Genomic DNA, 17,377 nt, shown 5'->3' on the forward strand with positions numbered 1-17,377 from the left:
AGCCAATTATTAAAAAACTTTAATGATTGGCTGATTTTGTAATGGGAAGTGCTTAAAATTCCACTCGACCCTTATAAATTGCTATGTAGGGCAGTTGATTGGTTGTCTGACGAATTAGAACAGTTTTTAACATAGTTTTAAGTATTATTGCCTTATGTGTTACATAATACTTAAAAATTAACTCTAATACGAATTTTATGATTCAAAAATTAAGCATGATACTGGTGGTATTTTGTCTGTTCGGATTTGTTTCCGTTGAAGCTCAAGTCACTGTAAAAGGAACAGTTTCCGATGCCAATAATGGAGGGCCTATTCCAGGAGTCAACATTACGGAAAAAGGAACAAGCAAAGGGGTGGTTTCTGATTTTGATGGAAACTATTCAATTGAGGTCAGCTCAGGAGCGACGCTTCGCTTTAGTTATGTGGGTTACGCTACACAGGATATTTCCGTAAGTGGCAAAACCGCACTTGATGTAGCTATGGTAGAGCAGAGTGAAGGATTGAATGAAGTTATTGTAGTAGGCTACGGAACACAGAAAAAGGGTAATCTTACTGGTGCAATAAGCACGATTGATGCTGAGGTTTTAGAAGATAGACCTGTGAGCAACGTCATGCAAGCCATTCAGGGGTCTGCTCCCGGACTACAGTTAAGTGTAGGAAATAGTGGAGGTTCACCTGGTTCTAGTATGAACATTAGCATCCGTGGTGTTGGTAATCTTCAAGGAACTGGTGCGCCATTAGTGATCGTTGATGATATTCCATTAAATGATCCTTCAGGTTTGAATAATATTAACCCAAACGACATTGAAAGCATCTCTGTATTGAAAGATGCCGCGTCTTCAGCAATTTATGGGTCTCGTGCAGCATTTGGTGTCATCTTAGTGAAGACTAAGAGTGGCGCAGGGGTTCAAGGGCATGAAATAACCTACTCCAATAATTATATTTATTCTTCGCCAACGAGCATTCCGGATATGATGAATTCATTGGATTTTGCCAATTATTTTAACTTAGCAGCTACTAATGGTGGAGGTGCACCTATATTTAGTGATGCCGTTTTGGGTCGAATAAGAGCTTATATCGCAGATCCGATAAATACACCGGTAACAGTTGCTAATGAGGCAGGTACCCAATGGCAGCAATATAACGGTTCCAATGCCAATACAAATTGGTTTGATGTGATGTATAAGAGTATGGTTATGCGTCAACAGCACAATCTTAGTTTTTCTGGAAATGAAAAGAAATTGAACTACAACGTGTCGGGCTCATTTTTTGACGCCCCAGGTATTATGAATTTTGGAGACGACGAATACCAACGCTATACCATTAACAGTAAGGTTTCAAGTAAGATGAATGATTGGTTTACTGTGAACGCCAATTTGAGGATGTCTCGAGAAGATTTGGACAGGCCTAGCTATGATCCCGGTCTTTATCTTCATAATATCGCCAGAAGATGGCCAACCAACGGTGTGGTGATGCCAAATGGTAGTTATAGTGATGGTTCTGAAATTCCTTTTCTTTTAGATGGTGGGAGACGTTTAAAAAGAGATTTCAACACGAGTGCAAGTATTGATTTGATATTTGAACCGATAGAAGATTTAAAGATCAAAACAAGTTTGTATTACCAACGGGAGACTACTAATATTTCTTCGCATACTGCAAAAGTAGGCGTTATTGAACCAGATGGTCAGGAACGTTTAATTCAACAAAATAATAGTTTTGCTCGGTATGCGTATGAACGCAACTATATCTCGCCTAACGTAGTCGTTTCATATGATAAAACCATTAATGATACTCATAATTTTACGGGGCTGTTAGGGTTTCAACAGGAGAATACCGATTATAGTGCCATACAAGGTTCTAAAAATGACTTGATTACTGACAATGTGCCTTCCATTTCAACCGCAGTAGGTGAGGATAACGTGAGTGATTCCGAAGGGGCATTCGCAACTCAAGGGTATTTTGGAAGATTGAACTATAATTATAAAGAAAAGTACCTTTTTGAAGTGAATGGTCGTTACGATGCTTCTTCAAGATTTTCTGCAGATAGTCGTTGGAATTTTTTCCCATCAATTTCTGCTGGGTATAATATTGCCAAAGAAGACTTTTGGCCTCTTGACAAAGTAAATATGTTCAAGATTCGTTATTCAACTGGATCCATTGGAAACCAAAATGTGAAGGATCAAGGAGGTAATATCGTTAATTATCCATACATACAAAAAATGCCTATTAGGACCAATCTTTGGTGGATCGGGAATAACGGAAGACCTAATTACACTTTAACCCCGGGTCTAATTACTCCAGATTTAACTTGGGAAACTGTAAAAACGGACAACTTCGGTCTTGATATTGCAGCCTTTAATAACCGTTTGCAAACAACTTTTGAATATTTCATACGAACCACTGACGATATGTTTGGACCGGCAGAGCGTTTACCTGCAATATTAGGTACCACATCACCACAATCTAACAACGCCTCTTTGGAAACCAAAGGGTTTGATTTTAGTATCCAATGGAAAGACAATTTGGGAGAAGTGAATTATAATGTTAGCCTCATTCTATCTGATGCCGTAACGAAAGTCACTAAATACCGTAATCCAAACAATTTGCTGAACACTTATCGTGAAGGACAGACACTTGGTGAAATATGGGGTTTTGAAACTATAGGTTTGTATCAAAACCAAACCGAAATAGATAATGGTCCAGACCTATCCAAGTTTTATGGTGGTCAATGGTTTCCTGGTGATGTACATTACAATGACCTCAACGGCGATGGCTTTGTTGATTGGGGTAAATCTACTTCAGACGATCCGGGAGATTTAAAGGTAATAGGCAACTCAACGCCTAGATATCTCTATTCTTTTACTGCAGGTATCGACTACAAAGGAATTGACTTTTCAATGTTTTGGCAAGGCATTGGAAAAAGAGAAGTATGGACTGGAGACGCCTATACTTTTGGAGCCGTTGGCAACCAATGGCAATCTGCCGGATTTGAGGAGCATAAAGATTATTGGTCTGTCGATAACCCTGGCGCATTCTTACCTAGACCAACCTTCAGAAGTGCATGGCGAAATCAAGAAGTCCAAACCAGATATTTACAAAATGGCGCTTATTTGAGATTGAAAAATATAACCCTTGGGTATAGTTTTTCTCCAGATATCTTAGATAAACTGCATCTTAAAAAACTTAGAATTTTTATGGCTGGAGAAAACTTATTTACTTTCACTAAAATGTCAACAATTTTTGATCCAGAAGCTACTGGAGGAAGTTGGGGGAATGGAAAAATTTATCCACTCCAAAAGTCATATTCTCTTGGTCTACATATTCAATTTTAATAACATCATATTATGAAACATACAAAATTCATTGCATTAATATTTATTCTGACCTTCAGTATTGGTTGTTCAGATGACCTGTTGGATAAACTGCCCGAAGACGAAATTTCTCCTGAGGCGTATTGGAAAACTCCTAATGACTTGGCACTTTTCCTCAACCAATTCTACACCTCGTTTCCTGTACACAATGGATACAACGGTGGTATCTTTGAGTTTGATAACAATAGTGACAACCTTGCAGATATTTTTATAAACAATCGGTTTGTTGGAACATCTTCTAATGCACCAACATCAGATGGTTCTTGGAATAACGGATACGGATTGATTAGAAGTGTGAATTTCTACCTTGAAAATAGTGGAACGGCACAAGGTGATGCTGCATTAATAGACCATTATGATGGAGAAGCGTATTTCTTTAGAGCCATGTTTTATTATAATCTACTTAAACGATATGGAGGCGTGCCGTATATAGACAAGACTCTGAATACGGATTCCCCTGAACTCTATACAGCAAGAATGCCAAGAAATGAATTGGCAACAAAAATTGTTGAAGATTTGGATAAGGCGATAGCCAAATTAAAACCAAGAAGTACTGCAGAGAAATTTAGGGTACACCAAGGTATTGCCCTGTCTTTAAAATCGTCGGTTTGTCTTTATGAAGGAACTTGGGAAAAGTATCACACCGGTGATGATTTTGCAGCACCAGAAAATGAAAGCACGAAATTTTTACAATGGGCGGCTGATGCAGCTGAAATGCTAATCAATCAAGGAGAATACTCTATTTATAATAATGGAACGGCTAAAACCTATTGGGATTTGTTTAACCAGGTTGATTATTCTGGAATTTCTGAAGTCATGTTCTGGAAAAAATATAATGTATCAGATGGCGTAAGTCATTATGTAGGACATTATCTTCCTCATACGGGTTCAGGTACAGGTGTGACCAAATCTTTGGTAGACTCATACTTAGCTATTGATGGACAGCCTATTTCAGTAAGTCCTTTGTATAGTGCCAGTCAGGAAAGCAGTTTGACTACTATTATAAAAGATAGAGACCCTAGACTGAGGCAAACAATTGCTACTCCTGGCGATTTGCTAACCGTAAATTCTGGTGTTCCAGATGAACTATTTGAATTTCCAACCTTCAGAGGAAATAATGAAATTACAAATACCACCGGGTATCAAATTTACAAGGGAGGAACTACAGATAATGACCAAAGAACGAATAGTTATACAGGTGCCATCATTTTTAGATACGCTGAGGTGCTCCTTAATTATGCAGAAGCAAAGGCTGAACTTGGAAGTTTGACTCAAGGCGATCTTGATATCTCCATTAACTTACTAAGAGCGCGTGTTGGGATGCCGTCATTAAGTATAACTCCTGTTTCAGATCCAAACAAAGCTTTTCCTGGGTTAAGTGATCTTATCAATGAGGTGAGAAGGGAACGCCGCGTAGAAACAGCTTTGGAAGGAAAGCGTTTTGATGATTTAATGCGTTGGGCAGCAGCAGATGAACTCATCGTTGGAAAGCGATTAATGGGCTTCAAGATTATCGGTAGTGATATGGAAGCTGAATTTTCTGAGGAAATTAATGCCTCAATATTGGTGAATTCATCAGGCTACATTGATCCATATATAAATACAATTCCAGAGGGTTATGGATTTAAACTTGGAAGAGATTATCTCTCTCCAATACCTACAGAACAAATAGTTTTGAGCCAAGGGAGTCTAGTACAGAATCCAGGATGGGAATAAACTAAAGAGAAGATTATATTTAAGTTTTTAATTTGATAATAGTTAGTTTGATTAATCCCGCTCAATAGTATTGGCGGGATTTTTTTGTAGTTTGCACTACTACAATATCGTACACTGTAAATGTTAGAACAATCAGGTTGAAATTGTTTGTTTTTCAAGATCGATCAATAATAGGGGCAAGCGGCGTTGGTATTGGCGTTTAATCTAAGCATCAAGCCGCCCATTGTTTCTTTTGATTTATCACGTTCCAATTGGTGTCCAAGATCTTTTGTGGAACCGATGGTTGTAGATTTAGGAGATTTGAAAGCGGGTCATTTCAATGTCAAAATAAAAATTCCAGCCACCCCTGTTGATGGGGATAAATTGAATCATTGGTTGGTTTCTGCTTATTTGACCTATCAATAGAAAAGTATCCTATAAAACAAGGTGTCAGCCCTTTTGAAAAGTGCCTTTTAAGAAAACGTTTTCGTAGATTTATTAGGGAATACCCGAGGCAAATGGTAATAATTTGAGTAAATTGGTCACTTAGATTTTTTTGAAATTTTTCACTCTATAGGACATCGAAAATTCTGTGTTTTTTGCGATGTTCTACTTGTAAGATTTCACGAAAGAATGAGTTTTCAATTTATAGTATTCACACTTTATATTTTACAAATGATCACATTTTCAAGAAAAAAAGTTTTAGGTGTATTGCAAATCGTATTTATCTGCTTTGCCGTTTTAAACGTTAATGGTCAAGCTAAAGATCCTATTAAAGATTACGTGGATTATATTATGAACGAGGCCGTGATCAGCGAACACAAAATGGACGCACACGCCTCTTTCACCTCGTTTACTTCAGAAAAGGATGCGTTGGACAATACCCCAAAATACTACCAATTACTGGATGGGATCTGGAAATTCAATTGGGTACGAAATCCCAAAGACAGACCAACTACATTCATGAATCCCAATGAGGATGTCTCTTCGTGGGATGACATCAAAGTGCCGTCCAACTGGGAAGTGGAAGGTTACGGGATTCCTATTTACGTGAACCATCAGTACGAATTTTCCGATTATAAAGCCATGGTGGCCGATGATATGGAACTTGTGGACCGTATCTATCCTGCCAATCCTGGGAAAGTTCCCAGCGAATATAATCCTGTTGGAACTTATGTGCGCGAATTTACGATAGCAAACGATTGGGAAGGCAAGGAAATCTCCTTGCAGATTGGTGCCATGAAATCCGGTGGTTTTGTTTGGCTCAATGGCAAATACATTGGCTATTCGCAAGGAAGTAAATTACCTGCGGAATTCAATATTACAGCCGCGGCACATACGGGAAAGAACAAAATTGCCATTCAGATTTTTAGATGGACGGACGGTTCTTATTTGGAAGCCCAGGATTTTTGGAGGATTAGCGGTATTGAGCGCAGCGTATATGTGTATGCCCAACCCAAATTGCGCATTGAGGATTATGAAGTGGTGTCCATCTTGGATGGGGCTTATAAAGATGGGGTATTTGAATTGGATGTCACTCTTGAAAATGCCAATTCAAAATCGGATAAAGGCAGTGTGTCTTATAAAATTTTGGACGCCGACTCAAAAACTGTGGCGTCAGATTCCAAATCTTTTACTATTAACGGTTCAAAACAACATGAATTCAATTTTTCTGCCACCCTTCCCCAGGTGAAGCAATGGAGTGCAGAACATCCTAATCTGTACACCCTTCTTATTGAAACCAAGGACAGTAAGGGAAAGACCCGAGAGGTGACGACCTCTAAAATAGGGTTTCGATCGGTTGAAATCAAACAAGGGTTGTTATTGGTCAACGGGCAGCGCATCACCTTAAAAGGAGTGAATACCCAAGAAACCAATCCGGAAACCGGGCATGTGGTACCTGAAGCCTTGATCATGAAAGATATCAAGCTTTGGAAAGAAAACAACATCAACGCCGTACGGTTGAGCCATTACCCACAACAACGCCGGTTTTATGAACTTTGTGACGAGTATGGTTTATATGTCGTGGATGAAGCGAATATTGAATCGCACGGCATGTATTACGGCGAACATTCCTTGGCAAAAAAACCAAGTTGGGAAAACGCACATGTGGATAGAATGGTCCGTTTGGTAAAACGCGACAAAAACCATCCGTCGGTGATTATTTGGTCCATGGGGAATGAAGCCGGAAATGGGGTGAATTTCTTCAAAGGTTATGATGCCATGAAAGCAAATGATAAGACCAAACGTCCTGTACAGTACGAGCGCCCTTATAAAGATTACGATGGCAGCATTTGGGACATGGATACCAATACGGATATACTCGTGCCGCAATATCCAACGCCAGCAACGTTTGAAGCGGTAGGAAGGACCAAAACGGACCGGCCTTATATTCCGAGTGAGTATGCCCACGCGATGGGAAACAGTACGGGAAATTTTCAGGATTATTGGGATATTATTGAACGATATGACAACCTCCAAGGTGGTTTTATTTGGGACTGGGTAGATCAATCGATCTGGAAAACCAATGAAAAAGGCGAACGCTTTTATGCCTATGGCGGCGATTATGGTGAGAATATGCCCACCGATAATACCTTTTTAAATAACGGTATTGTCTTCCCGGACCGTACGCCACAGCCTGGGTTGTTTGAAGTTAAAAAAGCACACGAATTTATCAATTTCAGGGATCATGGTGTAAACCGTCATGACGAACTCCGAATTTTGGTGGAGAATTTATATGATTTTACGGATCTCAATCAATTCAATTTTACTGCAGAAATAAAAGCAGATGGTAAGGTTCTAAAAACCATTCCCATTGAAGATATATCGGTGGAAACACATACCGGCAAATTAATTAGAGTGTCCCTAAAGGATGTGGATTATAAAGAAAACACCCAATACTTTTTAGAGATTTCAGCAACTACGAAAGCGCCTTGGGGCATACTTCCAAAAGGCTATGAAGTGGCCCATGAGCAATTTTCATTGAGAGGCAAGTATAAAAAAGAAAGCACGAAGCTGGATGCGAAAGGCACTTTAAAAATTAAGGACTCCAAAGAAACTTTAGAGGTTACCAATGCGGACGTGAAAGTTGTTTTTGATAAAACAAAAGGACAAATAACCTCTTACGTTTATGAAGGGACTGAGCTATTGAAAGACGGAAATGGCCCTAAACCAAACTTTTGGCGCGCCCCAACGGATAATGATTTTGGTAGCCAAATGCAAGCCAAAAATATCGAATGGAAAAAAGCCTCGCTATTTATGAAAGTGGCAAAGTTAACTTCGAAAACCAATAATGATGGCAGTGTTACCATTAATGTGAATTATAACTTGCCAGGTGTCAATACCACTTTTGATTCGGAATATCACATTCTGGGGAATGGTGCCATTAAAATCGACAATACCCTTCACGAAACCGAGTATAAAGCCGATCTGCCACGGGTAGGCATGCGCATGCAGTTGCCGAAGGCTTACGAAAACATGACCTATTTTGGTCGTGGCCCTTGGGAAAACTATCAGGATAGAAAAGCTTCTGCGTTTCTTGACGTTTATGAGTCAAAAGTTAAAGATCAGTACGTGCCTTACGTAAGACCACAAGAAAATGGTTATAAAACAGACGTGCGCTGGTCAGCGTTTACAGATGCTAACAACAATGGTTTGCTAGTGGTGGCACAAAACCAATTTCAAGGTTTAGGTATGAGTGCCTTGCACATGCCAAACGAAGATTTTGATACCACTTCTGGGATCGCTTATAGTGGGAATGAAAATTTGGAGGAAGAATTTAGAACGGATGGGATTCCGCAAATAAATGCGTCCAAACATATCAATGATATAAAAGAACAAGATTTAGTGCAACTCAATATTGATTTGGGACAACGTGGGGTGGCAGGAGATAATAGCTGGGGAGGTAGACCACAAGAGGAATACCTGATCCGAGGACAGGAAAAACATGCCTACAGTTTTTATTTGGTTCCTTTTAAAAACGGAACTGTAAAGGATTTTGTAGAATGGAGCAAGTTATACAGCAATCAAAACTAACCCTATTGGACAGACCGCTAGAGGCAAAGGTGAATGGGGTAAAACAAATGGTAATGTTTCTTTGAGGGTTGATGAATAGATGACTAACACTATATAATTAAAAGATGAAAAAACTTCTGATTCTCGTTGTGCTGTTAGTGGTGAATTTTGGATTTGCCCAAACCTACTCGAAGCACTATTACGAAAGAAAGGAATTATTTGAGAAAAGTGTGGACACACCGGACGAAATTATATTCTTAGGCAACAGTATCACCGAAGGTGGCAATTGGAAAGCCTTGTTTCCCGATAGAAACGTAGTGAACAGAGGGATTAGTGGGGATGTGACTGACGGCATTTTATTCCGATTGGAAGAAGTGACGGCGTCACAACCGTCCAAAGTGTTCTTGTTGGTGGGAACAAATGACATGGCCAAAGGAAAAAGCATCGATTATGTTTTGGAAAACACCGAAAAAATAATTGCCCAAATAAAAGAGCAATCCAAAGACACCAAAATATACCTGCAAAGCATTTTACCGATAAATCCTAATGTTGGAAAAAAATTCCCCGGACATAAAAACAACCATGAAAAAATTATGGCCGCCAATAAACGATTAAAAGCGCTTGCAAAAGACTATGATATAAATTATATTAATCTGCATACCCCGATGAGCGATGGAAAAAAGCACCTGAAACCAAAATACACGCACGACGGGTTGCATCTCACGGAAGAGGGGTATCAAAAATGGAAGAAGATCATATATAAATATGTCAATTAAAACAAAACCCTCAAGCCATTGTGAGCTGTAAATGGACACTAGACACCCTTGGCTCGGTTTAAAAATAATCCGAAGAACAAAATACTTTATCATAATATCTAAAAACATTGTTGAAATGAACATCTTTAAATCAATTCTAATCGCTGTTATGCTTTTCTGGGGATTACGTCCCGCTGCGGCGCAAACGCTCGACCCGGTTATTGAAAATCCTGCCGTTGTGGGCATAAATAAATTGGATGCACGCGCCACCTTTTTTCCGTACAATTCTTTGGAATTGGGAAAGAAAGACGATATGTCAAAAGCTGAAAACTATTTATTATTAAATGGCACTTGGCAATTTAATTATAGTGATACGCCTGACGTACGACCGGCCGATTTCTATAAAGAAGACTATGATACGTCAAACTGGAACACGATTAAGGTTCCTTCCAACTGGGAAGTAGAAGGGTTTGGGGTTCCTATTTATGTGAATGCCACCTATCCGTTCCAAAAAGGACCTTTAAATCCGCCGGAGATTCCAGATGGCGATAATCCCGTAGGATCTTACAAGAGAACCTTTGATGTTCCCAATGATTGGAATGGGAAAGACCTGTTTATCCACTTTGGCGCGGTAAAATCGGCGTTTTATATTTGGATCAATGGTAAGAAAGTAGGCTACAGCCAAGGGTCTAAGCTTCCGGCAGAATTTAACGTGACCGACTTTGTGAAACCGGGTAAAAACACCGTTGCCTTGGAAGTGTACCGCTGGAGTGATGGCAGTTATTTGGAGTGTCAGGATTTCTGGAGAATTTCGGGCATTGAACGCGATGTTTATTTGTACGCACGACCAAAAATCCAATTGGCCGATTATTTTGCCAAGGCCGGATTGGAAAACAATTATACCGATGGGGTATTTGATCTATCGGTCAATCTTAAAAGCAGCGATTCCAAAAAACAGAGTGGATCCATTGCCGTTGAACTGTCCAAGAACAACCAATCGGTTTATACAAATTCGGCCAATTTCGAGTTGGCTCCCGATACAAAAAAATCCTTCACCTTCAATAAAATCCTTCCCAAGGTAAAAACCTGGTCGGCCGAAATTCCGGATCTTTATGTCCTGGATATTGTCGTCAAGGACAAGAAAGGCAACGTGCTGGAGGCCATTTCCAAAAAAGTAGGTTTTAGGACCTCCGAAGTAAAAGATGGCAATTACCTGCTCAACGGTAAGCCTATCCTCTTCAAAGGGGTCAACCGTCACGAGCATGATCCTGATACTGGCCACGTCATTTCCCGTGAAGACATGTTAAGGGATGTTCAGATTTTTAAAGAATATAACATCAATGCCGTCCGTACCGCACATTATCCCAATGATCCCTATTTTTATGAATTGTGTGATGAATATGGAATTTATGTCGTAGATGAAGCCAATATTGAATCGCACGGAATGGGGTACGCCTTGGACAGGACCCTGGCCAACAATCCTGAATGGTTGGAAGCACATCTGCAACGCGTCAATCGAATGGTGGAGCGGGATAAAAACCATCCTTCCATCGTTATTTGGTCCTTGGGCAACGAAGCTGGAAATGGCTACAATTTTTATCAAGCCTATTTATCGGCTAAAAGAATTGACGATACCAGGCCAGTGCAGCATGAACGCGCGGTCCACGAGTGGAATACAGATTTATTTGTGCCTATGTACGCCACGCCGGCCGATGTGGAGGCCTATGCCAAGGACGACAGAAGAACCAAGCCGTTGGTGCAGTGCGAGTATGCACACGCCATGGGAAATAGTATGGGCGGATTTAAGGAATACTGGGATTTATATGAGAAATACGATAAACTTCAAGGTGGTTTTATCTGGGACTACGTAGATCAAGGCCTTAGGATCGAACGAAATGGCCGGGAAATCTTTGCTTATGGTGGGGATTTTGGTCCGGAAGGCACGCCAAGTGACAACAACTTTTTACTCAACGGATTGGTACAGGCAGACCGTACGCCTAATCCACACATCCATGAGGTGGCGCATATCCAACAGAATATTAAGTTTTATGAAAACGATCTTTCCAAAGGTTTGATTGACATCAAAAACTGGTATTTCTTTAGGGATTTGTCTAATTACAAATTAAATTGGGAAGTCATTGCTAATGGTGAAGTCGTCGAGTCTGGAACACTAAATGATTTGGACTATGCACCGCAAACTAAAAAAGCGATTAAAATTCCTTTTAAAACACAATTTCAAGACGGTGTTGAATATTTCCTTAATGTATCTGCGGTATTAAAAGCAGACGAGCCTTTATTGAAAGCGGGTTATCGAATAGCTTATGAGCAATTCCAATTACAGGAAGCTAAGGTTGAACTGCCCGAAGCAGCCACGGCGGCGGTGAGTTTTAAAACGAAGGGTGATATCATAAACGTTACCGGAACCGACTTTGAACTGATATTCAATCAAAAAGAAGGCACTTTAACAGATTACACATTTAAAAACAAAAGTCTTTTAGAAAGTGGTCCGGTAGTGAACTTCTGGAGAGCGCCTACCGATAATGACTACGGTGCAGGAACCCAAAAAAGTTATAAAATTTGGAAGGATGCCGGTACTTCGGGCAAGTTGACTGCCTCAGCCAAGCAACTTTCAAGAACCCAAGTTGAAATCACCTTTACCAGGAATTTGTTTGATGGCGATGCCAAATTAATTGAAACATACGTAGTGGATGGTAACGGTGCTGTAAAAGTGACCAATGAATTAAAGGCTTTAAAGGGGGAACACCCAAATTTTTACAAATTCGGTAATAAATTGGTCTTGCCAGAAGCTTATAAGAACATTACTTATTACGGAAAAGGCCCTTTTGAGGCCTATACGGATAGACAGCATGCGGCTAAGGTCGGGTTGTACAAACAAACGATTGCTGAGCAATATTTCCCATACCTACGTCCGCAAGAAAACGGGAATAAAATGGAAGTACGATGGGCGTCACTCACTAAGCAAGACGGTTCTGGAATACGGTTTTTAAGTGACACACCATTTTTTGTGCAGGCACTTAATTATAGTGAAGACGATTTGCACAGTGGCGACGAGCGACAGCAGGAGCATGCCGGAGAAATTGATCCTCGTAAGGAAGTGTATGTCAATATTGACGGCTTCCAACAAGGCCTGGGAAGTATCAACAGTTGGGGATTATTGCCTTTGGAGCAATATCGATTGCCTTACAAGGATTATTCCTATTCCTATTGGATGGTTCCTATTGAAAAATAACATAGTAAAGATCAATCAAAACAACTCCATATCGACCTTCTATGTTATCCCGAAGGTCGATATTGTTTTTTATGGACATAAAATGATGAGATACGGTCTGTTGGTAGTGCTTTTGGTTTTGACCTCGTGTTGGGAGAAAGAACGGGATATAAATCCTTTTGCCGCAAGCAAGCTTAACACACAGGAAATCCATAAACCCCAAACCCCAATCATGGGATGGTCCAGCTGGAACAACTTCCATGTGGACATCAACGAAGAGGTGATCAAGGCCCAAGCCGATTTTATGGTCTCTTCCGGGATGGCCGATGTGGGCTATTCGTACATCAATATCGATGACGGATTTTTTGGAGGTCGCGACGCCCAGGGCGATTTGCTGGTGCATCCCGAACGGTTCCCCAACGGCATGAAAGTGGTTGCGGATTATATCCATTCCAAAGGGCTGAAAGCGGGAATTTATTCCGATGCCGGGATCAACACCTGTGCCTCACATTGGGACAAGGATACCATTGGCGTGGGTTCAGGACTTATGGGCCACGATCGGAAGGATTTAAAATTGATGCTCAACGAGTGGAATTATGATTTTATCAAAGTCGATTGGTGCGGTGGTGATTGGTTGGGCCTGGATGAAGAAACCCGTTACACCCAAATTGCCAATATCATTAAGGAAATCAAGCCCAACACCGTTGTTAATATCTGTAGATGGGAATTCCCGGGCACTTGGGCGCTTCAAATTGCCGATTCCTGGCGGATCTCGGGGGATATTAGCAATGATTTTAATTCCATTCTGCACATTATCGATTTGAACGCTGACCTTTGGAAATATGCCTCGCCGGGCCATGTCAATGATATGGACATGTTGCAAGTGGGACGTGGGATGACGTATGAGGAAGATAAAACGCATTTTAGCATGTGGTGTATGATGAGCTCGCCACTTTTGGCAGGGAATGACTTGCGATATATGACCGACGAAACCATCGCCATTTTAACCAATAAAGAGATTATCGCTTTAAACCAAGATCCGTTAGTATATCAAGCCCGTAGGTTGGTGGACAACGGCGATTTGGAGGTTTGGGCAAAACCATTGGTTTCTACCATGAGCGGCAAAGTGGCAGTGGCCTTGTTGAACCGGTCGGATAAACCAGCAACCATCTCTTTTGATCTGGACCTTGTTGGCCTGATCGCTTCAGAAGGGTATAGTTACCGCGATGTATGGGCAAAGAAGGATTTTGATAAATCGACCAAGGAAAACTTGGGTTTTGAAGTGGCGCCATATGGGGTGGTGGTGTTGACATTGGACGGTACTTCAAAGCCTTTTAATAGTTTTCAGGATAAGTAGCTAAGAAATCATCGATAGCCAAATCAATTGTGACAATTAATTAATTTTGAATACTGCATAAAGTTTAATGAGTTTTAAACCTTGATCTATGAGTAAATTCCAAAAATTAAAAGTTAAGGATTTAGAAATATCAATTACCAAGGTCAAGGATGAAGATTATATCTGGCAGCTTGGGAGAATTTAAATAATCGTGATTTTAATTATGGCGAATTCGCTATAATTAGAAATGAGTCTGGTGGCAATAGGTACAAAATTAGTGTTAAAGAATGGGTGGGTAGGACTAATTGCAAAAACTGGAATCTTATTTGTTCGATTTGAATTTTTTATTGATCAACTTTTTTCAATCAAAAAACACATCAATGTTTAGTACAAAAACACACATCACTTATATGAAGTATCAAATAATCAAGTAAAATCAAATTACTAAGAATGAATATAAAAGTGTTAATAAAACAGCTCTCTAAAGAAAATGTTCATACTCTCAGGTACTTCATTTTAGCGCTGGTTAGCTTGCTTTTTACGGGTGTTGTTTACAGTCAGGAGTCAGCTAGAAATGTACTGACGCTAGAAAAAAACTGGCGCTTCCATAAAGGCGATGTGAAAGATGCCTTTTCGCCAACGTTTGACGATTCCAATTGGGAAAGCGTTACCGTCCCCCACGATTGGGCCATCAAAGGCCCGTTCGATAAAGAGATTGACAAACAGACCGTGGCCATTGTCCAAAATGGTGAAAAGGTCGCTACCGAAAAAACCGGGCGCACCGGAGCCTTGCCCTATATAGGAGTGGGGTGGTACCGCAACCAGTTTTCCATCCCGAATTTTTCCGACGAAAAAAAGGTCATCCTACTGTTTGAAGGTGTCATGAGCGAGCCGGAAATCTTCTTGAATGGCAAGAAAGTGGGCAGCTGGAATTATGGGTACAGCTACTTTTATTTTGATGTGACCGCTCATATCCGTGGCAACGAAAACAACCTCCTAGCCGTTAAACTGACCAACAGGCCATTGTCCTCGAGGTGGTACCCTGGTGCGGGATTGTACCGCAATGTTCGGGTGATCGTTAAGAACACCGCCAGTATCGATCAATGGGGCACCTTTATAACCACACCAATAATTACTTCTGATTTAGCCAAGGTCAATGTCAAAACGAAAGCTTCCGGGGAGCATCTTAAACTAATCACGCAAATTAAGGATGCTACCGGAAAAACAATAGCGGTCGATACGACCCAAGCTAGGTATGGGAACGAATTTGAGCAGAATATCGCCGTTGAAAATCCCATCTTATGGAGCCCGGAAACCCCTTATTTATATACGTCGATTGCCCAGCTCTATTCCGGCGATCTTTTAAAAGATGAAACCACAACCCGATTCGGCATTCGCAAAATCAGCTACGAAGCAGAAAAAGGCTTCAGCCTTAATGATTCGATCATCAAATTTAAAGGCGTCTGCCTGCACCATGATTTGGGTCCCATTGGCACCGCTGTCAATACCTCAGCCTTACGCCGTCAATTACGGATTTTAAAGGATATGGGGGCCAACGCCATCCGAAGTTCCCACAATATGCCGTCATTGGAGCAATTGGAATTATGCGACGAAATGGGGTTTATGTTTTTGGCCGAAAGTTTTGACGAATGGGCAAAACCGAAAGTGGAAAACGGCTACCATCTTTATTTTGATACCGATGCGGAGAAGGATATTGTCAATTTGGTTCGCGCCACCCGCAACCATCCCAGTATTGTGATGTGGAGCTCGGGTAATGAAGTGCCAGACCAATGGGGAAGCGACGGCGCCAAACGTGCCAAATGGCTACAGGACATTTTTCACCGTGAAGATCCCACCCGCCCCGTAACCGTGGGTATGGATCAGGTAGAAGCCACCATGGCCTCAGGCTTTGGGGCGGTGTTGGACATTCCTGGTCTCAATTATCGGGTGCATCTTTATGAAGAGGCTTACAAGGCCTTTCCCCAAGGGTTGATTTTAGGATCGGAAACCGCCTCGACGGTGAGTTCCCGAGGGATTTATAAATTTCCCGTAATACCGGCAAAAATGAAACAATATGATGACTTTCAATCATCGTCCTATGATTTGGAAGCCTGTAGCTGGTCCAACATCCCTGATGAGGATTTTGTGTTACAGGATGACAAGCCCTGGGTGATTGGCGAATTTGTCTGGACTGGCTTCGACTATTTGGGAGAGCCTACGCCGTACGATACGGCATGGCCATCGCGAAGTTCCTATTTCGGGATTAATGATTTGGCCGGCTTGCCCAAGGATCGTTTTTATCTGTACAGAAGCCGTTGGAACACAAAAGATGAAACCTTGCATGTATTGCCCCATTGGAATTGGGAAGGACGTGAGGGTGAGGTCACACCGGTTTTCGTTTATACCAATTATGACAGTGCTGAACTGTTTGTGAACGGCAAAAGCATGGGCGTTCAGAAAAAGAATAAAAGCTCGCCAACCCATCGGTACCGCCTGATGTGGATGGATGTCAAATATGAACCGGGTACCATTAAGGTGGTCGCTTATGATAAGGAGGGGCAAGCTGCTGCAGAAGAGGAAGTCCATACTGCGGGGAAACCCTACAAATTAATATTAGCAACCGATAGAAAACAATTGGACGCTGACGGCAAGGATTTGGCTTTTGTCACCGTATCCGTGGTGGATAAAAACGGAATTCCCTGCCCCACCGCTACCCATCAGTTAAAGTTTAAAGTAAAAGGTGCTGGATCGTATCGAGCAGCGGCAAATGGCGATGCAACATCTTTGGAACTATTCCATCTGCCCACCATGAAATTGTTCAGTGGAAAGCTGGTGGTGTTGGTGCAGTCGGGCGAAAATAAAGGGAGGGTTGAGTTGACGGTTTCTGGAAAGGGACTGAAGCCGGCAAAAATCGAGCTCGCAGTGCAATAGTGACTTTATAGACTAAGTTTTTTTTGAGTGGATTTGATGGCTTTTG

General features: G+C 41.2%; 8 protein-coding genes. All 8 read left to right on the plus strand.

All coding sequences use genetic code 11. The annotated features are described in order from the left end of the window. Positions 1–197 precede the first annotated feature (197 nt). The 8 genes from G525_RS20640 (at position 198) to G525_RS0109410 (ending at position 17,331) form a co-directional block, all read left to right on the plus strand. Positions 198–3,332, plus strand: coding sequence for a SusC/RagA family TonB-linked outer membrane protein (locus tag G525_RS20640; protein WP_051209871.1), 3,135 nt, complete (start codon positions 198–200; stop codon positions 3,330–3,332). 12 nt (positions 3,333–3,344) lie between these two features. After that, positions 3,345–5,087, plus strand: a complete 1,743-nt coding sequence (locus G525_RS0109370; protein WP_027125943.1) for a RagB/SusD family nutrient uptake outer membrane protein — start codon at positions 3,345–3,347, stop codon at positions 5,085–5,087. A gap of 192 nt (positions 5,088–5,279) precedes the next feature. Beyond that, a complete protein-coding gene (locus G525_RS0109375; protein ID WP_245577762.1) occupies positions 5,280–5,492 on the plus strand; it encodes a peptide-N-glycosidase F-related protein in 213 nt (70 codons plus the stop codon). Positions 5,493–5,741: 249 nt separating this feature from the next. Further along, positions 5,742–9,101 carry a glycoside hydrolase family 2 TIM barrel-domain containing protein gene (locus G525_RS20645; protein ID WP_051209881.1) on the plus strand — a complete coding sequence of 1,120 codons (3,360 nt, stop codon included), beginning with the start codon at positions 5,742–5,744 and terminating at the stop codon, positions 9,099–9,101. Between the two features lie 104 nt (positions 9,102–9,205). Further along, positions 9,206–9,856, plus strand: coding sequence for a GDSL-type esterase/lipase family protein (locus tag G525_RS0109385; RefSeq protein ID WP_027125945.1), 651 nt, complete (start codon positions 9,206–9,208; stop codon positions 9,854–9,856). 115 nt (positions 9,857–9,971) lie between these two features. After that, positions 9,972–13,085: a beta-galactosidase, LacZ type gene (lacZ, locus tag G525_RS0109390; RefSeq protein ID WP_027125946.1), complete on the plus strand. Its 3,114-nt coding sequence runs from the start codon at positions 9,972–9,974 to the stop codon at positions 13,083–13,085. Continuing rightward, positions 13,075–14,421, plus strand: a complete 1,347-nt coding sequence (locus tag G525_RS0109395) for a glycoside hydrolase family 27 protein (protein WP_245577763.1) — start codon at positions 13,075–13,077, stop codon at positions 14,419–14,421. Before lacZ ends, G525_RS0109395 begins: the two co-directional genes overlap by 11 nt. 429 nt (positions 14,422–14,850) lie before the next feature. Beyond that, the gene (locus G525_RS0109410) at positions 14,851–17,331 is read left to right on the plus strand and encodes a DUF4982 domain-containing protein (protein WP_051209872.1); all 2,481 of its coding nucleotides are present in this window, start codon (positions 14,851–14,853) and stop codon (positions 17,329–17,331) included. Positions 17,332–17,377: the final 46 nt, after the last annotated feature.

The sequence above is a fragment of the Gelidibacter mesophilus DSM 14095 genome, assembly GCF_000423005.1.
Lineage (GTDB): Bacteria > Bacteroidota > Bacteroidia > Flavobacteriales > Flavobacteriaceae > Gelidibacter > Gelidibacter mesophilus.